The sequence below is a fragment of the Ancylomarina sp. 16SWW S1-10-2 genome, from assembly GCF_009669305.1.
In the GTDB taxonomy this organism is placed as follows: domain Bacteria; phylum Bacteroidota; class Bacteroidia; order Bacteroidales; family Marinifilaceae; genus Ancylomarina.
Window position 1 is genome coordinate 113891 of the sequence record NZ_SADB01000010.1, and the last position, 23611, is coordinate 137501.

The window sequence follows — 23611 nt, forward strand, 5'->3', positions numbered from 1 at the left end:
TTAATATATAAAAGAAGATTATGAACTGTTTGGAACAATTCAAAAAAGTAAAAGAGGCATCACGAGAAATGGTTTTTCTTAGCGATAGTGTCACCAATAAAATTTTAATGTGCTTGGCAGAATCTGTACGAAAGAACACGTCTTTTTTACTTAAAGAAAATCAAATAGATTTGGATAAAATGTCTTTGGATGATCCCAAGTATGATCGTTTGTTACTTAACGCAGATCGTATAAATGGCATTGCTGGTGATATAGAAAACCTGATAAAACTACCTTTACCTTTGGGAAGAATTTTAGAGAGTAAAATTTTGGATAATGGTCTTTTACTAGAGAAAATATCGGTATCCTTGGGAACCATCGGAGTTATTTATGAAGCACGACCTAATGTTAGTTTCGATGTTTTTGCAATTTGTTTCAAGTCTGGTAATGCTTGTGTTTTGAAGGGTGGAAGCGATGCTGAAAATTCCAATAAGGCTATTGTAGGTTTAATCAAAAATGTGTTGAAAGAAAATAAATTGAATTCCAATATAATTCAATTATTGCCAGCTTCAAGAGAAGCAGGAACAGAACTGATGAAAGCACGTAAGTATGTTGATGTCCTTATTCCACGTGGTTCTCAGCAATTAATTAACTATGTTAGAGATAACGCTAGTATTCCTGTTATTGAAACAGGTGCTGGCGTTGTGCATGTTTATTTCGATAAATTTGGAGATTTAAATAAAGGCAAGGCTATTGTATTTAATGCCAAAACACGACGAATAAGTGTTTGTAATGCATTGGATTGTTTAATTATTCACGAAGATAGATTAACTGATTTATTTGATCTTGTTAGTCAATTAGCAGAAAAGAATGTTGAGATTTTAGCTGACGAAAAATCGTATAAGTATCTTTTGGATAAATATCCAAGTTCTCTTTTATTTTTAGCTAATAAAGATTCATTTGGTACAGAGTTTTTGTCTTACAAACTATCAATTAAAACAGTACCTCATTTTAAGGATGCATTGAATCATATTGATAAATTTGGCTCAAAGCACTCAGAGTCTATGATTTGTGAAGATTCTGAAAGAATTAATCAGTTTTTCCGATCTGTTGATGCAGCTGCTGTTTATGCTAATGCTTCAACCGCCTTTACCGATGGTGCTCAGTTTGGTTTAGGTGCTGAAATTGGTATAAGTACTCAAAAATTACATGCTCGAGGTCCTATGGGTTTAGAAGAACTGACTACTTATAAATGGCTAGTTAGAGGTAATGGACAGGTTCGAATTCCCTAAGTCACAAATTATAGAAGTTCGACAAAATCCCGTAAGGGTTTGATCATGAGACTGCTAGGTTGTTATGAAGATAATCTTGAATTATCATGTACCTATAACGCAGGCTGCACATGTCAGCCTATGACTAAATTTTGTATTACCTCATTTTATTGAGAGCCTCACAAAAAGAGTGAGACCCTCAGATTCTTACCTTTTCAGTCGATTGTAGCGAGCTTTATGTATTTTTCATAACTTTAAGCAAAAAATATTACATTATGAATGTATTGCGTGAATTTGAATCAGATGATATCCTTTATCATTACACTAAAACAACAACGGCACTTGAGCATATCTTATTCAATAAAGAGTTACGTCTATCGGATCGAGTTAATTCGAATGATCCAGTAGAAAACTTGACTCCTAGTACTTGGATAACGGCGGGTGTTTCTGATAGTTCTGAAATAGTTGATATTGATAAAATCTGGAATGATGTCGAGAAAAGAGTAAAGCAAGTTAAACAAGTCTGTTTTTGCAAGAATGATATGAGTCATCGTTTTAAAAAAATGAAAGATAAGCCCTATGAATTCTATGGTTGTATGAAACCCAGAATGTGGGAACAATATGCTGATAATTACAATGGTGTTTGTCTAGTTTTTTCAAAGAGTGAATTGGAAAAACAACTAAATGATTCTTATAAACCTGGCGATATTGAATATGTTAGGTACAATGACTTAAAAGAAAAAGAAAGCAAAGTGACTTTAAGTGAACTTGTTAAATCTAATTATGAGACATGTTTAAAAAAAGTGTACAAGAATATAGACAAGTTTATTTTTTACAAACATGAGGACTACAAGGGTGAGAATGAATATCGAATATGTTCTTATTCAGATAAAGTTTTAGATGTCGACATAAAATTAGCTCTTAAAGGTATTATTGTATCTAAAAATAATAGTCAGTATTTTAAAGAACAATTATGTGCTTATGGGGATAAGCTTAGTATTTTAGAGATTGATTGGAAAAGTTCGGGGGTTAAACTTGATACGTTGGCGGATAATTTATATTTAAGAAGAAGAAATCAATATATTAATGACGGATTAAAAAAACGAGATACTAACAAAAAGAAATAAGAACATTGTTAATTCAAAACAAGATTGTATTAATCCAATTGGGATTACATATCTATAAGCATCGAGTAAAGCTCCTGCATATTTGCAATATGCAGGTTTCGAGTTGGGGATTTTTAATCCCCGATTCACAACTTAAGCGATTATAAATCGCCAACTCATTAAGCCCTTATTATAAATATAGGGCAACTACTGCCTGAAGATTTTTTTTATCGACAGATCTGTTCAATTATTATGAGATTGTCGCGTCCTCATTCTTCGTCTTAGCAAGATATCCTAGAATCGTCATGCTCTGACTATAAAGCAAACTGACATGTCAGGCTATGACTAAATTCTTGTATTACCTCATTTTATTGAGAGCCTCAGAAAAGAGTGAGACCCTCAAATTATTCGATTATTGAATAGGTTTAAAACCATTTCCGTACACATCGTTTGTATTTAATGTTGCAACAAAGGCATTTTCATCTATACTTTTTACGAAAGATTCTAATTCTCCAAGTTCTTTTTTGTTTAGAGCAGTGAAAATGATTTTTTTCTGATTTTTATAAAACAAGCCTTCACCTTTTATATATGTTCCACCGCGGTCCATTTTAAGAATCTTATCACGAATTTCTTCATGTTTATCAGAAATGATAAGAGCGGCTTTTTTTGCATCTATTCCCATCAGAACAGCATCAACAGTTTTTGAAATACATAAGATGGCAATAATGCAGTAGGGAGCTAATTCTATATCTTGAAAAACAAGAATTGATGTGAGTACAACTAAACCATCAACAACGATAAACATTTGTCCTAGGGATACTTTTAGCCATTTTGATAGAATACGTGCGATAATATCGGTTCCACCTGTTGTTGCACCACTATACACAACAAGTCCAATTCCCAAACCAATAATTACACCACCAAACATGGATGACACCAATAGGTCGTGAGTTATAATAGGGTTGCCAAAAAAGTAAGTTAGTCCATCGATAAAGACAGATCCTAATACCATAGAGAGTACGGTTTTGAAGCCAAATTTACCGCCTAGAACTTTAATTCCCCAGGCAAGTAGTGGAATGTTGATGCACAAAGCAATTGTTCCTACGGGAAATTTAATGAGCTGATTTATAATGATACTAAAGCCAAACACACCACCTGGAACGAGTTTATGTGGCATAATGAAAAAGTTGTAACCAAGAGCTACTAAAAGTGATCCTATAATGATTAAGGAGTAATTGCGAAACCAAAGTGCAGAGAATAGTTTTTCCTGGGGAAATGTCTTCCTTTTATATTGAAGCATGATAATACGATTTTAGCACCAAAGCTTTTGCTGAGGTGAAGAATTAAAAATAGTTGTATACAATAGACTTATAGTTGTGAATAGATCTCTATCTAGTGAAATTGTGATAATGATATGGAGTTAAAGGGAGAGGCATACGGATGTGCCAATCTAAGAATGTTGAAACAACATTCCTTTGGGTATTCAGGGGTAACGTTTTCTTAATTCTTTCTTGATTCGCATTATAAATAGTGATCTTATATTCGCCGCGAATGTATAGATTATTTATGGATTCGAGTTGTAATAAATGTAGTTTCTCGAGAAGAGTCTAAAAATGTTTAGTTGTACCAAAAAGAAAGGCCAGAATCTCAATTGAGTTCTGGCCTTATATTTTTTTAAGGATATTCTTAGATTTCTAAAAGCAAGCTATCAGGATCTTGTCCCATGGTGATCATGCGATGAGGATTTTCGATCAGCTCCTTAATTTTAACTAGGAAACCAACTGAATCTTTACCATCAATCACACGATGATCGTATGATAGCGCGATATACATCATTGGTCGAATTTCAACCTTACCATTAACCGCAATTGGTCGTTGAACAATATTGTGCATACCAAGAATTCCCGATTGTGGAGGATTAATAATAGGTGTACTTAAAAGTGATCCGAAAACTCCACCATTTGTAATAGTAAAGGTACCTCCAGTCATTTCATCTAAACTAATTTTCCCCGTACGAGCTTTGTTAGCAAGTCGCATTAATTCTTTTTCAATATCAGCTAAACCTAAGTTTTGAGTATCTCTAATAACAGGAACCATTAAACCTTTTGGGGTTTGCACTGCTATAGCTACATCCATATAATTTGGTGTAATAATTTCATCACCATCCATCATAGAATTTACTGCAGGGTGAGCTTTTAAAGCAATACTAACCGCTTTGGTAAAGAATGACATGAATCCTAATTTGATATCATGAGTCTCTACAAATTGTTTTTGGTATTTCTTTCTTAATTGCATAACAGCCGTCATGTCAAGTTCATTGAAGGTTGTAAGCATTGCAGTTTCGTTCTTAACCGAAACTAAACGAGCACTCAACTTTTTACGAAGATTACTCATTTTCTTACGATCGATTTGGCGTTCAACAGGTTCTGCTTGTGCCAAAGTTGCTGGAGCTTGTCCTTTGTTTTCAACAACTTGCTCAATATCTTTTTTAGATAGTCGGTGAAGTCCTGCAATCACATCATCAACAGAAAGTTGATTTTCTTCCATTAGTTTTTTAGCTACAGGAGAAATTTTAACATCCTTAAATTCATCAGAAGTTTTGATAGGAGCAGTTTCAGGAGCCTTAGCTTCTTGCTTTGGTGATTCTTTTTCTTCTTTAGGGGTTTCAATCTTAGGACTATCAGGTTTAGCTTCACCAGCAAAACTGGTGTCAATCGTACAAGCCACAGAACCTACCGGTACGGTATCACCTTCATTCGCTTTAATAGATATCTTACCACCTTCATCAGCAATAAGGGTTAGAGTTGCTTTATCAGATTCAATCTCAGCAATTTCTTGATCTTTCTCAACAAGATCACCATCGGCTACAAACCAATTGGCAATCTCAACTTCTGATATGGATTCTCCCGGACTGGGAATTTTTATTTCAAGCATGTTTTATGATATTATTATACGTTAGGTGTTAATTATTATAGTTTATAAGTACTTAAAGTATTTCTGAGTACTTTAAGTGAGCAAAGTATCTACTTTTAAGTACTCAAGGCACTTAAAAACTTTAGGCATTTCTCTTTTACATCAGTAGTTTACTTTTTTTATCTTGGAAATACTCATGTTGTCTATGTATATCTTCTTTTGAACTTCCAGCCACACATTGTAAACCACAATATTTTAGTTTACGTTCACAATCACATTTTCTAAAAACTTTGTTGATAATTTCGTTTTGTCCAATCGTGTGAATTTTTGAAAGTCCAGTAGCAGTGCTACCACTAGGTATACGAGCCACAGGAACTAATTCAATATTTTTAATATTATAATTGATAAATTGCCATGCGCCCATATTCTCAGGCTCTTCTTGTACCCAAAGGTGAAGAAGCGCGTTTGGATATTTCTTTAAAACTGAGTCGATCTGCTTCTGAGGGAATGGATAAATTTGCTCGATACGAATTAAAGCCACATCCTTAGCATTTAGTTCATTTTTTCTAGCGAGTAAATCGTAATAAATTTTTCCTGAACAGAAAACGACACGACTTACTTTTTTAGCTATCACATTCGTATCATCAATTACTTCTTGAAATCTGCCTTCAGCTAGTTCGTCCATAGTTGATACACAACTAGGATGTCTGAGTAAACTCTTAGGCGTAAAGCAAATTAATGGAATTCTAATATCTCGTTTAACCTGACGACGTAGAGCATGATAATGATTTGCAGGAGTCGATGGGTTAATAATTTGCATGTTGTTATTTGCACAAAGATTTAAAAAACGCTCCATTCTAGCGCTCGAGTGTTCAGCACCTTGTCCTTCGTAGCCATGAGGTAAGAATAAAACAAGTCCATTTTTAACACCCCATTTGTCTTCCGCAGAACTTAAGTATTGGTCGACAACAGCTTGAGCAACATTGTGGAAATCGCCAAATTGGGCTTCCCAAATGGTTAAACCAGAAGGATGTGCTAAAGCGTATCCATATTCGAAAGCAAGAACAGCATATTCACTCAAGTGTGAGTTGTAAATATGACAAGGAGCTTGTTTTTCGCTAATGTGTTTCAGTGGAAAATATTTGTGTACCGAATCGGTAACGGTTAATGCGGCATGTCGGTGTGAGAATGTGCCTCGTTCCGAATCTTGACCACTAATTCTAACACCATATCCTTCATCTAATAAACTTGAATAAGCCAACAATTCTCCCATTGCCCAATCCAATCTATTCTCAGATATCATTTTCTTACGATCAGTCATTAGTTTACCGATTTTCTTAAAAAAATGAAGATCATCAGGCAAGTTTGTAATCTTATTGGCTAATTCTATAAGATGTTTCTTATCCGTCTTGAAAACAGGCGTTATATCAAAATCCTCTTTTGTTGAATAACGAATATTCTCATAGTACTCATCAAGGAAAGGTTGTATATATAGTTTTTCTATATTTTTTGAAAGCTCAAACTTATCGTTTAGAAAACTATTGAATTCAGTAATAAGTTCCTTTAGATTTTCTTGTTTATATATCCCTTTGCTTATAAGGTAGTCGCCATAAATATCTCTTGGATTCTTGTGTTTAGCAATTTCGTTATACAATAAAGGTTGTGTAAAACGAGGTTCGTCACCTTCGTTATGTCCATGCTTTCTGTACGATAGAATATCAATAAACACGTCTGTTTTAAATTCTTGACGGTATTCCATGGCTAAGCCGATGGTGTAAATTAAAGCCTCAACATCGTCGCCATTAATATGGAAAACAGGACATCGAGTTACTTTAGCAACATCTGTGCAATAGGTACTAGATCGTGCATCAAGGTAATTGGTTGTAAAACCTATTTGATTATTGATGACTAAGTGAATGGTACCACCTGTTCTGTATGCTTTAAGTTCAGCCATTTGAATGGTTTCGTACACAATGCCTTGAGCTGCAATAGCAGCATCGCCATGAATAACGATAGGAACTAGCTTGTTTTCATCCCCTTTATAATCGTTGTCAATTTTAGAACGAGAAATACCTTCAACGACAGCACCAACGGTTTCCAAATGAGATGGGTTTGGTGTTAAGTGAAGCTTCACTTCATTACCATCATCAGTTTTAACTGTATTGCCGTATCCTAAATGATATTTCACATCACCTAAAGCAATATCATCTTCAAATTCTTCACCAACAAATTCCTTAAATATATTTTCATAAGGTTTTTCTATAATGTTAGCTAACACATTAAGACGACCACGGTGAGCCATTCCAAACACAAATTCCTCAACACCTAATTGTGCCCCTTTTTCAATTAGGGCATCAAGAGCAGGAATTAGAGCTTCAGTTCCTTCAAGCGAGAAACGTTTTTGGCCTACAAATTTTTTGTGTATAAAGTTCTCAAAACCAACAGCTAATTTTAAGTGATAGTAAATGTGTTTACGTTGTTCATCAGTAAAATTAGGTTGATTCTTGCTGATCTCCATTTTGTGTTGAAGCCATTTCACCTTGTCTGGTGTACGCAAGTATAAATACTCAACACCTACCGAGTGACAATAAGTTTCCTGAAGGTGATCAAGAATGTTTTTAAGTTTTGATGGCCCAATACCGACTTCCTTACCAGCTTGAAAAACAGTTTCTAAATCAGTTTGAGATAGGTCGAAGTTTTCAATATCGAGAGTAGGGAAATATTTACGTCTAACACGAACAGGATTCGTTTTTGTGAATAAATGTCCACGTTGGCGGAAAGCTTGGATCATATTGATCACGTTAAATTCCTTGCTCATCGATTCAGCAGGAGGAGAGCTTAGTTTATCGGGCTGTGGTTTGCCTGGGAATTTCTCAGCAGCAAAGTCGAATCCTTGGAAAAACTTTTGCCAAGAATCGTCAATTGAACTTGGGTCTTTTTTGTAGGACTGATACATGTCATCGATGAATTCGATTTCACTATTACCTAAAAAGCTGAATTTATCCATAAAGTTATTGAGTTGTGGTTCTAATTTTATTTTTTTGATCTGTTTTAATCTACAGTATGTTATTAATAAGACTATTTCTAAAACGGTTTAAACATTTTGTTTTATAGATGTTTAGAGCCTTTTTTATATCGGTGAATGGATGTATTAAATTATAAAAAATAAATTAGAATGTCTGTGTATTAACAAATATATTAAAATTGAGATTTATTCGAATGGTTATAAAGGATTAAAAGATAAAAATATCATCTTTTTTATTAATAAGCTCATAGAGGTTTACTATAATCTGAAAAATACAGCTATTTTCAAATTTATATGATAGTTTGCGCCACAATTTTTGATGGCTAATTCAAATTGATTAATTTTGATCATTTAGTCACTCGTTTATAAGCATAATTATTATATGAAATTCAATAAGATATCTCATTTATTACTACTATTTGTTTCAATCATCTTTTTCGCTTGTGGCAATCAGAATTCACATAAAAATTTCAAATTACAACCTGGAGATTTACTTTTTCAGGATTTAGATGGAAGTTCTTTATCCGATGCCATTGAAGATGTGACAGCAGAAGAAAAACCACTAAGTTTTTCTCACGTAGGAATTGCAGTTTTAGATGATAATAACGACTTATCGGTTTTGGAAGCGATCGAAGACTCCGTACAATATACCTCATTGTATGGTTTTTTAACAAGAAGTTTGAATACTGATAGAATGCCAAAAGTTCGTGTGGCTCGTTTAAATAAAAAGCATCAAACTCGTATTGTTAAAGCCATTTCATACGGTAGACAACTAATTGGATATCCATATGATCCGACTTATTTGATGTCCGATTCATCATATTATTGTTCTGAATTAATTTACGAAATGTTCAAACATTCTGGCGATGGATCTGACATATTCAAATTGAACCCCATGACATTTAAAGATGCTAATACTGGTGAATTTAATCCAATTTGGGTTAAACATTATAAAGATATAGGAATTGAAATCCCAGAAGGAAAACTTGGTTGCAACCCGAATGGAATGTCGGAATCCAAAGAAATACATTGGGTTTTCGATTACAGCAAATAAGTCTTTAATTAGGAATTATAAATTATGAATTATTTCGCTTATTGAGCGCAGTCGAAATGGAGAAGTAGACAATTACGAATGATTAATTACAAATTACGATTTATTAAGATATTGTAAATTATTATTCTTAAATAATCAATGAGCAATAACAGAATAAAGCTAAAAAGTAAATACATTAAATATATATGTCCTCATTTTTAAAAGAAGTAACAAGTGAATTATATACACGATACGGCAATCAATTATCAAATTGTTTGTTGGTTTTCCCAAACCGTCGTGCAGGCTTATTCTTTACTAAGTATTTGAATGAATTGGTGTCTGAACCAATGTTTTCTCCTGAAATACTGACCATTAATGATCTAATTAAAAAGTGGTCGCCTCTTATGGTTGAGGATAATTTGGCTCTCTTGTGTCGTTTATATAAAACTTATTGTTCTGTTACCAAATCCAAAGAGACTTTCGATGAGTTTTATCATTGGGGTGAAATGATTTTGGGCGATTTTGATGATCTTGATAAGTATCGTGTGGATGCGAAACATTTGTTTCAAAATTTAGCTGATGAAAAGGAGATTGAGAATATATTCGATTATTTGGATGAGGAACAGATAGAAGCCATTCGTTCATTTTGGAGCACCTTCAATCCTGAAAAACTATCGGAGCATCAACTTCAATTTGTTTCCGTTTGGGAATCGTTGTTTACGATCTATTCCAATTTACGAAATGAGTTAGAAAGTGAAGGTTTATCGTATGAAGGTATGGCAAGCCGATTGGTTGTTGATCGATTGGAGAATAAGGAAATTGAAATTAATTACGAGAAAATTATTTTTGCTGGTTTTAACGCCTTAAACAGGTGTGAAAAGGATATTTTCACTTGCCTAAAGGAAAGAAATCAAGCTGAGTTTTATTGGGATTACGATGAGACATATGTGAAAAATCCCTATCACGAAGCAGGTTTGTTTATGCGTGAAAATTTAAGGAATTATCCAGCACCTAAGAGTCAAATATCATTTAAAAATATTGTTGTTGAAAGACCAGCCATTGAGTTTATTTCACTCTCATCAGAAGTGGGACAGGCTAAGTTTGCTCATAAGTATTTGAAGGAATATGCCGAGCAAAAAGAGGTGAGTCTCGAGGAAACAGCCGTTATATTGGCCGATGAAGAATTGCTTTTGCCAGTGTTAAATTCTATCCCCAAAAATGTTGAGCATGTGAATGTAACCATGGGATATCCTGCAAAGAATACGCCTGTGGCTAGTTTGTTAGGTTTGATTATTGAGTTACAAAAAGGTGGACGTAAGCAAGGAGCTGAATTTATTTTTCATCATAAGCAGGTTCTGGCACTTTTGAATCATCAATATTTAAATGCCATTAATCCTGAGTTGGCAGAACGTTTAGCTCAGCAAATTATAAAGAGTAATTGGGTATATGTTAATCGCAAAATATTGGTTGGCGATCCTGTGTTAGAAAAACTATTTGTGCCCTTAAAATCTGTAGAACAGGTTTCATCATATTTGCTTGATTTACTACAGGCTATTTATAAGAACTTAGATGTAGATAAGGAAGATGAGGGAAGGTTAGATAAAATTGAACGAGAATATATTTACCATCTATTTTTAGCCATTAAACGATTGACTGGTTTGTTGGGTCAGCATAAGATTGATATTAAAATAGATACTTTTTATCGTCTTTTGGATAAAATGATTCAATCTTTGAGTATTCCCTTTGAAGGAGAACCGTTGGCTGGTTTACAAGTAATGGGAATCTTAGAAACTCGATTGCTCGATTTTAAAAGAATCATTGTTTTGTCTATGAATGAGGGTAAGTTGCCTAAAACGGGGACTTCAAATTCATTTGTTCCTTACCATTTGCGTCAAGGTTTTGGTATGCCTACCATCGATCATCAGGATGCTATTTTTGCCTATTATTTCTATCGTTTGATTCAGAGACCCGAGGAAATTAAATTATTGTATAGTACACAAAGTGATGGAATTCGAACTGGAGAAATGAGTCGATTCCTTTATCAATTAAAATACGAGTCGGTATTTAAAATCGAGGAAACACACCCATCGCACGAGATTGTTATTACCAATGCTAATCCTATTAGTATCGCGAAAAATGAAAGAATATTAAAGCAGTTAAATGAGTATTGTGGTAACGGTAAGCGTAGCTTTTCACCTTCAGCTTTAAACTCGTATATGGGTTGTAGTTTGAGATTCTACTACCGATATATGGCTGGAATGAGAGAGCCAGATACCATTCTCGAAGAGATTGATCCGCCTATGTTTGGAAATCTATTTCACCAGACAATGGAAAGACTGTATGAGCCTTTTGTTGGTAAGACAATTAGTAAGGTTGATCTTGAAGAGTTGAGAAAAAATAAAAAAGTACAAATTAAAGTTTTGGAAGATACTTTTAAAGAGCTTTATTTCAATTTAGATAAGGATAAATCGGTAGAAGTAAGTGGTAGAAATCGGCTGATATTTGATATTATTTTAAAATTTATTGACCGTTTATTAAAGGTTGATTCTGACTTTGCGCCATTTAAGATGATTGCTGTTGAGGGACGATATAATATCCAAATTCCTTTAAAATCGGATGGGAGAAAAATTAATATTGCTGGAATAATTGATAGGGTTGATCAAGTTGATAATACGGTTCGGGTGATTGATTATAAAACAGGAGCAGCCGAGCTTGTTTTTAAGGATATTGAATCTTTATTTGACTCGGAAAATAAAAAAAGAAATAAAGCTGCGTTTCAGACTTTATTATATTGTTTGTTTTATGATATGAAGCACGGCGATGATTTGGCTATTTCACCCAATGTATATGGATTGAAAACGATCTTTAATTCGAAATTTTCATGTGTTCTTGAGAAAAAGGAGGGAAGAGCTAAAGGTATTCCTGTGGGAAATTATTTGGCGTACAAGAAGGAGTTTTTAGATGCTTGTACTGATCTTATAGAAGAAATTTTTAATCCAGATATTCCATTCACACAGGTTGAGGATGTTGATGTTTGTAGAAATTGCCCTTATATTGAGCTTTGTCACAGATAAATTTTCTTGATATTTTAAACGATTAGATCATGCGTCGCATCATATTAATTAGTCTTCTTTTGAGTTTTGTTCTGTGTTTATCGGCACAGAAAAAATATACTTCAGAGAACAAAAGAGCCATTAAGTTTTATCAAAAAGCTCAAGAATATAATAATTTGAGAAATCTAGATGAGGCCTTATCTTCTTTATCAAAAGCCTTGGAACGCGATAATCAATTTATGGAAGCTCTCCTTTTTTCTGCTGATTTGTATAGTGACAAAAGAGATGATCAAAATATGATTAAGATGTACGAGCGAGCAATCGCTGTTAATCCTGATTTTTTCCCTAACGCATCGTTCAATTTGGCTAATGCCTATTTTAAAGATGGAAAGTATGTGAAGGCATCTGAAACCTATCAAGCTTTTTTAATCTTAGATAAAATATCAGCTAGAAATCGAAATAAGAGTTTACATAAATTAAAATGCTGTGAGTTTGCTTTGGAGGCTTTGAAAAATCCAGAAGAATTGAAAGCTATAAATGTGAGTGATTCTATAAACACTGAGGCCGATGAATATTGGCCAAGCCTTACCGCTGATGAGCAAACCTTAATTTTCACACGCTTAATTCCAACGGGAAGAATCGGTCGGGATAAGAAAGAAATATTCCAAGAAGATTTATGGTATTCTGAGAATGAGAATGATACTTGGTCAGGTTCTAAAGTGTTATCAGATATAATTAATACCGGAAGGAATGAGGGAGCTCAATCTGTTACTGCCGATGGACGATATATGTATTTTACGACCAATGCAAGAGAGAATAGTAGAGGGCGGTGTGATATTTTTTATTCTAAAAAAGTAGGTGATACCTGGTCTAAACCTATAAATTGTGGTCCTAATGTGAATACAAAATATTGGGAAGCTCAGCCAAGTATTTCTTCTGATGGTAGAAGCCTTTATTTTGTGAGTAATCGCAAATCTGGCAAAGGAAAAATGGACATTTGGAAATCGAATTTGATTGAAATTTTAGATGATGGAAGACAGCGATGGTCTAAGGCCGAAAATTTAGATATTAACACAACTGAAAATGAGATGTCGCCTTTTATTCATGCAAGTAATGATTATTTTGTGTACGCTTCTGATGGATTAGTTGGAATGGGAGGCTACGATTTATATCAAATAAGTAGATTATCTGATGGAAGTTGGTCTGAGCCTAAAAATTTATCTTATCCTATTAATACGCATAAGGATGAAATTGGTTTAATCATTAATGCCAAAGGTGATAAAGGTTATTTCTCATCGGATAGAGTGGCAGCCAAAGGGCGTGATATATTTGAATTTGAAATGCCCTTAGAATTGCAACCTCCTAAGGTTAATTATCTTAAGGGCTATGTTCTTGATAGTAGAACAAAGAAACCATTGGAGGCTTCTTTAATTGTTCTTAATTTAGAATCACGGGATACGGTTGCTTACTCAAAATCGGATAAAAAATTGGGTTCTTATCTAGTTTGTTTGCCTGAAGGGAAAGATTATTTATTTCATGCTGAGGCAGATGGCTATTTGTTCTATTCCGATCATTTTCAAATGAAAGAGCGAGTTGATAAGCAAGCTCAAAAGAAGGATATTGCTTTAAAGGCAATTCAAATTGGAGAAAAAGTTGTACTTAAAAATATCTTTTTTGAAACAAATTCTTGGGAAATAAAGCAAGAGTCGGAAAGTGAACTCAACAGCCTTTATGAATTTCTTATTTTAAATAAAAGTATCAGCATCGAAATTTCTGGTCATACGGATAATACAGGATCTGAATCTAATAATAAAACTTTATCAGAAAATAGAGCAAAAGCAGTTTACACCGCTTTAATTGGAAGAGGAGTACCAGAAAATCGTTTGACATATAAAGGCTGTGCTGCAACTAATCCAATTAGTGATAATACAAGTGAAAAAGGAAAGGCGATGAACCGTAGAACAGAGTTTAAAGTCATAAAGAAATAATAATTAGTGCCTAAAGTATTTAGAGAGTCTTAAGTACTTATAAATGAATTTCGCAGTTCGTAAATTAAGAATAGTGTTAAGCTAATAACGTGTTTTATCATTTAAAAATTAAAACAAATAGGCATTAACTTTAAGTACGTTTAAATTGTTTATCCGCTTAAAAAAGAATCAAAAAATACACCTTAAAATAATAGAAGTTATGCAAGCTATATATTTAGATTATAATGCCACAACACCTATCGCAAAAGAAGTGGCTGATGAGATGAAACCTTATTTGTATGATTATTTTGGGAATCCTTCCAGTTCTCATATTTATGGTAGAGCTTGTAAAAAAGCGGTTGATAAGGGACGTAAACAGTTGGCAGCTTTGCTTAATTGTGACGTTTCGGAAGTGATTTTTACGAGTGGTGGAACAGAGTCGAATAATTATGCCATTAAAGGTTATGCATTCGCTAATAAAAGTAAAGGGAATCATATTATAACGACTAGTATTGAGCATCCTGCGGTTAGTGAGGTGTGTAAGTATTTAGAATCAGAGGGATTTGAAGTTACATATTTACCTGTTGATGGCACAGGACGTGTTCAAGTTGCAGATGTAGAGGCGGCAATTCGTCCAGAAACAATTTTAATTTCGGTGATGTATGCCAATAACGAGGTGGGAACGCTTCAACCTATCTCTGAGATAAGTGAATTGGCTAAAAAGCATGGCATTGCAGTTCATTCCGATTGTTCCCAAGCCGTAGGAAAAGTCCCTGTTGATATTCAAAAAATGGGTGTTGATTTGCTGACTGTTGCAGGTCATAAATTTTATGGACCTAAAGGAATTGGAGCTTTGTATATAGGCAAGGGGATTAAGCTACAAAAATTGATTCATGGTGCTGATCACGAAAATAACCTAAGAGCAGGAACCGAGAATGTTTTGGAAATTGTGGGTTTAGGTAGAGCTGCTAAATTAGCTAAAGCGAATTTGGAAACGAGTTTCGTCCACGATAAATCTTTAGTTAATCGTTTAAAAGAAGCTTTATCAATTCTCGATGATATCCAGTTTAATGGAAATAAGGATTTCTGTTTACCTAATACGCTGAGTGTATCCTTTAAAAATATTGAAGCTAATACGCTTCTTGCAAACTTGCCACACGTTGCCGCATCAGCTGGTGCAGCTTGTCATACCGATTCAATTTCGGTATCAGCAACCTTGGCAGCCATGAATTTAGATAAAGCTTATGCCATGGGAACTATTCGTTTTTCAGTGGGTAAATATAATACTGAAGATGAAATCGATCAGGCTGCAGAAGCAATTATTGAAGCCGTTAATAAATTAAGAGTATAAAATGGGAAATGCACAAAGTGAAATGTGGGACAAACGTTATTCAAATGAAAACTTTGTTTATGGCATACATCCCAATGAGTTTTTCAAGGAAGAACTTATGAAGTTGGATATTGGTCGTGTATTGCTACCTGCCGAGGGAGAAGGTCGAAATGCTGTTTTTGCAGCAAGTCAATTGTGGGAAGTTGTTGCTTTTGACCTAAGCAATGAAGGCCGATTGAAAGCTCTCAATTTGGCAAAAGAGAATAACGTAAAAATTGATTATGAGGTAGCTTGTTTCGAGAGTTTTAAAGCTGAAAAAGAAAGCTTCGACTGTATTGCTCTTATTTATGCTCATGTGCCAGAAGCCAAAAGGCAGGAATATCATCGTATTATGAGCGAGTATTTAAAGCCAGGTGGTGTTTTAATCCTAGAAGGATTTTCTAAAGAACAATTGGGTAGGGAATCTGGAGGTCCTGGAAAATTGGAAATTCTTTATTCAACAGAGAATCTAATTGATGATTTTTCAGATTTGGAAACCTTGAGTCTTCAAGAGGTGGAAGTTGAACTTTCTGAGGGTGTCTTTCATCAAGGATTAGCTTCTGTGATTAGATATGTAGGCAAGAAACCTATTAAGACAAAATAGAACTGCATAATGAGCAAGCCTAAATATTTTATTAGCTTGTTTTGCTTGGATGAACAAAAGATATCTTCTTATAGATGAATTCTTTTGAGTTGCTTTGAATCTTGTACAGAATGAGATATGTAATTTATTCTCTTTATATGTGTTAGATGCTTTATATTTGTATTGTTTCGATCTTAAATAGAGAAATGAATAGGGGGGCGAATCGAAATAAACTTCACTTTTGTCACACCATACATATATAGTTTCTAAATTATTTTTTTTAAAAGGCTGCCAAATGTCATTTTTATTTACTATAATTCCATGTTTACATCCTTATTTACAGCCTAAGGTATTGTTATTTAGTATTTTGTAAGAATGATATTCGAAAATGAACATTGTTAATTTATGTTAAGTTTGATAAACTTGACAAACTTGACACTTGGATATGATGTGCTTATCGAATACATTTACATTAATAGAGTACAGAAGAGGTGTAGTTTCCTTTTTGTCTCGGGCATCTTTTAAGATGTTAGTTTTCATATTAATACTTGTATCTTTTGATCGAGTTTTGAATATGGTTTAGTTGTAAGTAATAAAAAAAGGGGCCGTCAACCCCTTTTTTTTATTTTCAATATTATTCTCCACATTCCTATTTTATTCTAATTGGGATTTCTATTTTTGTTAGACTCTACTAAAAATAGATAGATTGTAAATTCTTTTTTTCATATGACTATAAATATTTCAAACTTAAAGCTTACTGTTTTAGTCGCTTTTTGTTTTCTAAGCTTATCAGGTATTGCCCAATCCAATTTTGTAAATTCACAGTCTCTAGATTCAATGTTCGAAACAGATTCTGCTTGGGCTGACTCTATAATGTCGGGAATGAATCAAGATCAGCGAATTGCACAGTTATTTATGGTTGCCGCATATTCAAATAAGACTTCGGCAGAGGAAAAAAAGATATTAAATCTGATAGAGAACTATGAAATTGGAGGATTAATCTTTTTTCAGGGAACACCTCAAGAGCAGATTCGCTTGACCAATTTATATCAGAGTAAGTCAAAATTGCCTTTGTGGATTGGAATAGATGCTGAGTATGGATTAGGCGCTCGGCTAAAGCAAACCATAAAATATCCACAGCAGATTACTTTAGGTGCCGTTCAAGATACTAGTTTGCTTTTTCAGTTAGGAGAAGAGATGGCGCAAGAATGTCGACGAATGGGAATACATGTTAATTTTGCTCCCGTTTTAGATGTTAATAGTAATCCGAAAAATCCAGTCATTAATTCTCGCTCTTATGGAGAAGGCAAAGAGAATGTAGCTGAAAAAGGAACTTCTTTTACTTTAGGAATGCAAAGTGGTGGTGTTGTTGCCGTGGGAAAACATTTTCCAGGCCATGGAGATACCGATACGGATTCGCATCAAGATTTACCAATTGTAGATCGTTCAAGGGAAGAACTTAATGATGTGGAATTGTATCCTTTTAAAGAATTGATTAAAGCAGGAATTGGCGGAGTTATGGTTGCGCACCTTCATGTTCCAGCACTTGATAGAAAAGCAAAAGTTTCAACACTTTCTCAACCTATTGTTACTGGATTATTAAAAAATGAGTTGGGCTTTAAAGGTTTAGTTTTTACAGATGCTCTAAATATGAAAGGTGTTCGTAAATATTATAAACCAGGGGAGGTTGATGCTAAAGCAGCTATTGCAGGAAACGATGTGCTGTTATTTTCGGAGGATGTCCCCAAAGCGATTAACGAAATCAAAAAAGCCATTGCAAAAGGCGATTTATCGCAGGAAAGAATCGACGAAGCCTGTTTGAAAATACTTAAAACAAAATATTGGTTGGGTTTAAATCAATATAAACCTGTTTCTTCAGAACGTTTGTGGTCCGATGTAAATACGCAGCATGGGCGAGTTCTAAGACGTCAATTGATTGAGAATGCAATAACTGTTGTGAGTAATAAGGATAGTTTGTTACCTCTTAAGTGTTTAGATACTCTACGTATCGCGTCTATTGCTATGGGAGCAAAGAAACGGAACCATTTTCAAGAATATTTGGGGCGTTATACCAATATCGATTTTTATCAGATTGATAAGAATGCCACGCAAGAACAGTACAATACGCTATTGAAAAATTTGGATGCCTACAATTTAGTTATTGTTAGTAAGCATGATAGTAATCTAAGTGCATCTAAGAGGTTTGGAGTAACAGATCAGACTATTGATTTTTTAAATAGTCTATCGAAATATAAGAAGGTCGTTTTTGATTTGTTTGCAAGTCCGTATGCTCTTGATTTTTATAAAAGATTGGATAGGTTAGAGGCAAGTCTTGTTTCTTATGAAGATAATGTGGAAACTCAAATTGCATCAGCTCAAATTATATTTGGGGGAATTGGTGCTAAGGGACGTTTGCCTGTATCAGTTAATAAAGCTATTCCCGAAGGAACTGGTTTCTATACGGAGAAGAATAGATTAGGTTACGCTTTTCCAGAACAAACGGGATTTGATCGTTCTGAATTATTAATAATTGATTCTCTAGCTCAGGATGCAATTAAGGAGAAGGCTACGCCAGGTTGCCAAGTTTTAATTGCTCATAAGGGACGTATCATTTATAATAAGGCTTATGGATATCATACCTACAATAAAAAGGTGAATGTAAAAACCACTGACTTATATGATTTGGCATCGGTGACAAAAGTGGCAGCTTCTTTGCCCATATTAATACAGTTGGTTGATGAGGGCAAAATTAATATTGATGGTCAGTTGGGAAATTATTTATCTGAGGCTAAGGGCACGAATAAGGATACCTTAGTTTTGCGTAAAATATTAGCTCATGAAGCAAGACTTTTGCCTTGGAAACCATTCCATAGAGAGGCTGTGGATACGCTCCATCTCCGAAGAGATTTGTTTAGTCGTGATTCGTCTAGATTATATCAAATGAAGCTTGGCGAACATCTTTATGCCAATAAGAATTACAAATTTAAAAAGTCACTTTTTAATACTAGAGCTTCAAAGAATTACCCTGTTCAGGTTGCAACGAATATGTATGTGAAAAAAGGTTTTAATGATACGATATTTAACCAAATATTAGCAACTGACTTTAGAGAAGATAGTGGTTATAAGTACAGCGATTTAGGTTTTATTCTATTTAAGAGAATGTTTGATGAGCTACTTCCTTGCGATATGGAAAGCTATATCAAGAAAAATATTTATCGTAAAATTGGTGCAGGAACAATGAGTTATCATCCTCGTCAGCGATTTAGCTTGTCTCGAATAATACCTACTCAGTTTGATCATTTTTTTCGTAAGCAGCTTATAGATGGCTACGTGCAAGATCCAACAGCTGCTCTATTGGGTGGTGTTTCAGGTCATGCCGGAATCTTTAGTGATGCAACAGATCTTGCTAAGTTGATGCAGATGTATTTACAAAAAGGGACTTATGGCGGTGTGCGATTTTTTCAGGCAGAAACCTTAGCCAAATTTACCTCGCGAGCTTATCCCGAAGGAGAGAACAGAAGAGGTATAGGTTTTGATAAGCCCTTTTTGGATAATACTGATACTAATGGACCAACAACGACCAAAGCTTCAGCTAATAGCTACGGACATACAGGTTATACAGGAACGATGGTTTGGGTCGATCCTGATTATGAATTGATTTACGTCTTTCTTTCAAATCGTGTCTATCCTGATGATTGGAACACCAAACTTATACACATGAATGTAAGAACGAATATTCAAGAGTGTCTATACGATGCCATTAATCCTAAAGTGGTCGTGGATACAACTCAAAACGTAATTGAGCTTCAGCCTACCATAAACTGATAGGCTGATTAACTAGATTAACGTTTAAGTATCTTTTATCTTGAGTGACTTCTAATTTTAGCCATTCTGGTTTTTCAAATTTCTGATCTTTCGATGTAAGTTCAATTTCAGCAACGATTAAACCTTTATTTTCACCTTCGAAAACATCAATTTCCCAATTCATACCTGCCTCTAAAACTCTGAATCTGGTTTTTTTGATAGTTCTATCGCACTGATGTATAAGTTCTTCTGCATCTGCCATTGGTATTTCGTATTCGTATTCCAATCTCGATAAAGGATTTGTTCCTGTTTTAATGGTCAAAAAGCTTTTATCTTTTGTAATTCTAATACGCATACTTTTTTCTTTTTCACTCCAAAGGTAGCCTTGCACAATTCGATTGCCTTCAGTAGGTAATTTTAAAAGATCTTCTTTTATCAAGTATTTGCGTTCTATTTCTGTTGCCATGTTTTTTTACGAGTTAAAAAATTAAGAGGTCGAAAAGTAAAATCGATAAATTGTAGAGACTGCAATTTATCGCATATAAACTTAATAAATATATTTATTATGCAATTTTAAACAAAATTTATTAGTAATTATTAGTGTTTAATTATTTTATCATCATATTTCGGCTGTGCTCAATTCGAACATCCTCATATCTTCAAATCAATTTACCTGATTTTTAGATCGTCCTTTTTCCCAATGATCCAATAGGTTTTGTGAGGCTTCCTTAGCCATTTCAATTCGAGTTTCGATACATGCCGTTCCAATATGCGGAACTAGCACCACATTATTAAGCGTCATCAGTTGTTGTGTGATGTGGGGTTCATCTTCGAATACATCTAAAGCAGCGCCGGCAATCTCTTCTTTTTCTAAAGCATTAGCTAGTGCTTGCTCATCAACAACGGGCCCACGAGCTGTGTTGATTAAATATGCCGATGATTTCATCATCGAAAGTTCCTTTTCACTAATCAGGTGATGTGTCGATTTATTCAATGGACAGTGCAGAGAAATAACATCTGCCGTTTTTAAAAGCTCATCGAATTCTCGATATGTAATATTCAAATCCGTTTCCTCATTCGCAGATAGTTGCTTGCGATTGTTATAAACCACTTCCATACCAAAGGCTTGAGCTTTTTGAGCCACCGATTTGCCAATTTTGCCCATGCCGATAATTCCCAGCGTTTTTCCATGCAGCGTTTGACCTAAGTTTTGCATCACGCCCCACTTAAAATCAGTTTCTGTACGAAGCCTATGATTGCATTCTGCAACGCGTCTGCTAAGAGAAAGTATTAAGGATAAACAAAGTTCTGCTGTTGGTTCGCAAACAGCCTCAGGTGTATTGCAAACGGCAATGCCTTGTTTTGTAGCAGTATCTACATCAATATTATTGTAGCCAACACCATAGTTTGATATGATTTCAAGCTTTGTTCCTGCCTCAATTAGTTCTGCATTTACAGGCTGATTAAAAATAGACAATAAGGCTTCACAATTGGGAATTTGCTTCAACATTTCCTCATGTGTAAAATAGTCCTTCTCTGGATAAATTATATGGTAAGATTGACTCAACTCCTTGAGTCCTTCTTTGGGAATGGCATATTGAATAAGGATGGTTTTCTTCACGCTTATGATTATTTTGTTTTCAATCGGAAAATTAGGAATTAAATTAAGAATGACCATGCATAAGAGAGAAATTCTCTATATGAAATCTATTTATAAGATATCGTTTAAAGCCGTCATGTCGAATTTTACTTGTCCCTGCTGCTTTTTATCTCTCCATGTTACTTTTATAAGTGCTCCTGCTACTTTTTTGATGGTCCTGCTAAAATTTGACTGCTCCTGCTGTTTTTCTGATGCTCCTGCTAATTATTTGGGCTTCCTGCTCAGCAGGAAAGCTTCTTTACTTAGCAGGAGAGCATAAAAAGTAACAGGACGACTATTTCCTCAGCAGGACGGGATGAAAACCTAACAGGAAAGGTTAAAAAGTGACAGGAGAATGGGTTTTGCTACATGGGGGTTGTTTGTGGTTATTTTGGAATAAAATGTTTAATGGAGATTGAAAAGGTGATGGTTTAATACCATATTATCTACTATAATTACTCCAAAATGATAAAGTGATAAGTTAAATAATGAGTACTTTAGTGAATTGATAAATTATTATGGAATGAAAGAGAATATTTACATAAAAGCTCTTGAAATAGGGTTCAAAAATCAAACTACAGGTATTTCATTTGATGATGTTGTACAAGAATTGGGAATAGAGCAAAGTCTGAAGGATGATTTTTTTAGAACTAATTTTACTATTTGGTTCTATTCATCCTGATAAGAAAGTGGAAGTATCTACTGAGAACTCGGCTAAAGTAGAATTTGTGAAACACTAGAATAAAAAAGCATAATGAATAGACTAATTATTATAGGGAATGGCTTTGATTTAGCCCATGGGATGAAAACAAGTTTTAAGGATTTTATGATAGATTATTATAACAAGGCGGTTAATACATTTATAGAGAAAAATGAATATAAAGATGACCTTTTAGAAATAACCTTTCAACAAGATAATGACTATTGTAGTGATAAGCGGTTAATTAAGTTCGAGGAAACTTTTGAAATCTTAGAAGGTTTTCAAAATCGTGAAGAATTTAAAGTAACACAGTCTGTGCTTTTAAAGAGGATTAAATCAAAAATGCAATCCAGTAATTGGGTTGATATTGAGATGGAGTATTTTAATTTACTTGAAGCATCAACACACATAAACTCTCATATAGATTTAAAGAAATTGAATAACGAATTAGACAGTTTAAAAAACAAATTAGTTAAATATCTTAAAGGTCAAGAAGACGAACATCGTAAAAATGAATTTGATCTGTCCCCTTTAGTCAATTGTTTTACACAAGATATTGTCGCAGAAGACTTATTTTATTTAGATAAAAATACACAACCTGACTCATTATATTTTTTAAATTTTAATTACACAAATACTTTAAAACCCTATTTAGATGAATGTAATTTAAAAATCTCATCTGATATCAATTATATACATGGAACTTTATATAATGAATCAGGTGAACCTATATTTGGTTATGGTGATGAGTTTGATAAAAAGTATCTGGAGTTTGAAGATTTAAAAGACAATGACTATTACAGACACATAAAATCATTTGAGTATTCAAAAACTCGAAATTATTTTAGATTACTTAGTTTTCTAGAATCAGATGAATTTCAAGTTCATATTTATGGACATTCTTGTGGATTATCTGATAGAACAATGCTTAATAGTATTTTTGAGAATAAATTATGTAAGTCTATAAAGATATTTTACCATCAGAAAGATAAAGACAATAATGATTTTGTTGAAAAAACTTTTGACATCTATAGACATTTTAAAGATAAAGGAGAAATGAGAAGGAAGATTGTCCCTTATGAAGTATCTGAACCAATGCCACAACCTGTTAAGAAAATGGTTGTGGGTTAATATTCCCTATATGAAATTTATGGTTAGGTGATGAACCT

At 34.0% G+C, this 23611-nt stretch carries 15 protein-coding genes; 10 read left to right on the forward strand and 5 right to left on the reverse strand.

Annotated features, from left to right (window positions below):
- Nucleotides 1–20 precede the first annotated feature (20 nt).
- Nucleotides 21–1271, forward strand: coding sequence for a glutamate-5-semialdehyde dehydrogenase (locus EMN46_RS10125; protein WP_154200686.1), 1251 nt, complete (start codon nucleotides 21–23; stop codon nucleotides 1269–1271).
- A 254-nt stretch (nucleotides 1272–1525) separates the two neighbouring features.
- Complete coding sequence (locus EMN46_RS10130; protein WP_154200687.1) at nucleotides 1526–2377, forward strand: DUF2971 domain-containing protein; 852 nt, start codon at nucleotides 1526–1528, stop codon at nucleotides 2375–2377.
- A 391-nt stretch (nucleotides 2378–2768) separates the two neighbouring features.
- Here EMN46_RS10130 and EMN46_RS10135 read toward each other — a convergent pair whose 3' ends face one another.
- From EMN46_RS10135 to EMN46_RS10145, 3 genes are all read right to left on the reverse strand, one after another.
- Nucleotides 2769–3656: a YitT family protein gene (locus EMN46_RS10135; RefSeq protein WP_154200688.1), complete on the reverse strand. Its 888-nt coding sequence runs from the start codon at nucleotides 3654–3656 to the stop codon at nucleotides 2769–2771.
- Between the two features lie 386 nt (nucleotides 3657–4042).
- Nucleotides 4043–5290 carry a 2-oxoglutarate dehydrogenase complex dihydrolipoyllysine-residue succinyltransferase gene (gene odhB, locus EMN46_RS10140; protein WP_154200689.1) on the reverse strand — a complete coding sequence of 416 codons (1248 nt, stop codon included), beginning with the start codon at nucleotides 5288–5290 and terminating at the stop codon, nucleotides 4043–4045.
- A gap of 136 nt (nucleotides 5291–5426) precedes the next feature.
- A complete protein-coding gene (locus EMN46_RS10145) occupies nucleotides 5427–8276 on the reverse strand; it encodes a 2-oxoglutarate dehydrogenase E1 component (RefSeq protein ID WP_154200690.1) in 2850 nt (949 codons plus the stop codon).
- Between the two features lie 400 nt (nucleotides 8277–8676).
- Between EMN46_RS10145 and EMN46_RS10150 the strand changes: the two genes are divergently transcribed.
- The 6 genes from EMN46_RS10150 (at nucleotide 8677) to EMN46_RS10175 (ending at nucleotide 20124) form a co-directional block, all read left to right on the forward strand.
- Nucleotides 8677–9348, forward strand: a complete 672-nt coding sequence (locus tag EMN46_RS10150; RefSeq protein ID WP_154200691.1) for a YiiX/YebB-like N1pC/P60 family cysteine hydrolase — start codon at nucleotides 8677–8679, stop codon at nucleotides 9346–9348.
- A 185-nt stretch (nucleotides 9349–9533) separates the two neighbouring features.
- Nucleotides 9534–12401, forward strand: coding sequence for a PD-(D/E)XK nuclease family protein (locus EMN46_RS10155; RefSeq protein ID WP_154200692.1), 2868 nt, complete (start codon nucleotides 9534–9536; stop codon nucleotides 12399–12401).
- 29 nt (nucleotides 12402–12430) lie between these two features.
- Nucleotides 12431–14368, forward strand: coding sequence for an OmpA family protein (locus EMN46_RS10160; RefSeq protein WP_154200693.1), 1938 nt, complete (start codon nucleotides 12431–12433; stop codon nucleotides 14366–14368).
- Nucleotides 14369–14567: 199 nt separating this feature from the next.
- The gene (locus EMN46_RS10165) at nucleotides 14568–15698 is read left to right on the forward strand and encodes a cysteine desulfurase family protein (protein WP_154200694.1); all 1131 of its coding nucleotides are present in this window, start codon (nucleotides 14568–14570) and stop codon (nucleotides 15696–15698) included.
- 1 nt (nucleotide 15699) lies between these two features.
- A complete protein-coding gene (locus EMN46_RS10170; RefSeq protein ID WP_154200695.1) occupies nucleotides 15700–16320 on the forward strand; it encodes a bifunctional 2-polyprenyl-6-hydroxyphenol methylase/3-demethylubiquinol 3-O-methyltransferase UbiG in 621 nt (206 codons plus the stop codon).
- A gap of 705 nt (nucleotides 16321–17025) precedes the next feature.
- Complete coding sequence (locus tag EMN46_RS10175; RefSeq protein WP_154200696.1) at nucleotides 17026–20124, forward strand: glycoside hydrolase family 3 N-terminal domain-containing protein; 3099 nt, start codon at nucleotides 17026–17028, stop codon at nucleotides 20122–20124.
- On the opposite strand, the gene EMN46_RS10180 is transcribed toward EMN46_RS10175, so the two are convergent.
- Nucleotides 20111–20569: a CYTH domain-containing protein gene (locus EMN46_RS10180; RefSeq protein ID WP_154200697.1), complete on the reverse strand. Its 459-nt coding sequence runs from the start codon at nucleotides 20567–20569 to the stop codon at nucleotides 20111–20113. The genes EMN46_RS10175 and EMN46_RS10180 overlap by 14 nt on opposite strands.
- Before the next feature lie 198 nt (nucleotides 20570–20767).
- Nucleotides 20768–21724 (reverse strand): NAD(P)-dependent oxidoreductase, encoded by a 957-nt coding sequence (locus tag EMN46_RS10185; RefSeq protein WP_368667520.1) that lies wholly within the window; start codon nucleotides 21722–21724, stop codon nucleotides 20768–20770.
- A gap of 541 nt (nucleotides 21725–22265) precedes the next feature.
- On the opposite strand from EMN46_RS10185, the gene EMN46_RS10190 reads away from it, so the two are divergent.
- Nucleotides 22266–22424 carry a hypothetical protein gene (locus tag EMN46_RS10190; RefSeq protein WP_154200699.1) on the forward strand — a complete coding sequence of 53 codons (159 nt, stop codon included), beginning with the start codon at nucleotides 22266–22268 and terminating at the stop codon, nucleotides 22422–22424.
- A 72-nt stretch (nucleotides 22425–22496) separates the two neighbouring features.
- Nucleotides 22497–23573 carry an AbiH family protein gene (locus tag EMN46_RS10195; protein WP_154200700.1) on the forward strand — a complete coding sequence of 359 codons (1077 nt, stop codon included), beginning with the start codon at nucleotides 22497–22499 and terminating at the stop codon, nucleotides 23571–23573.
- Nucleotides 23574–23611: the final 38 nt, after the last annotated feature.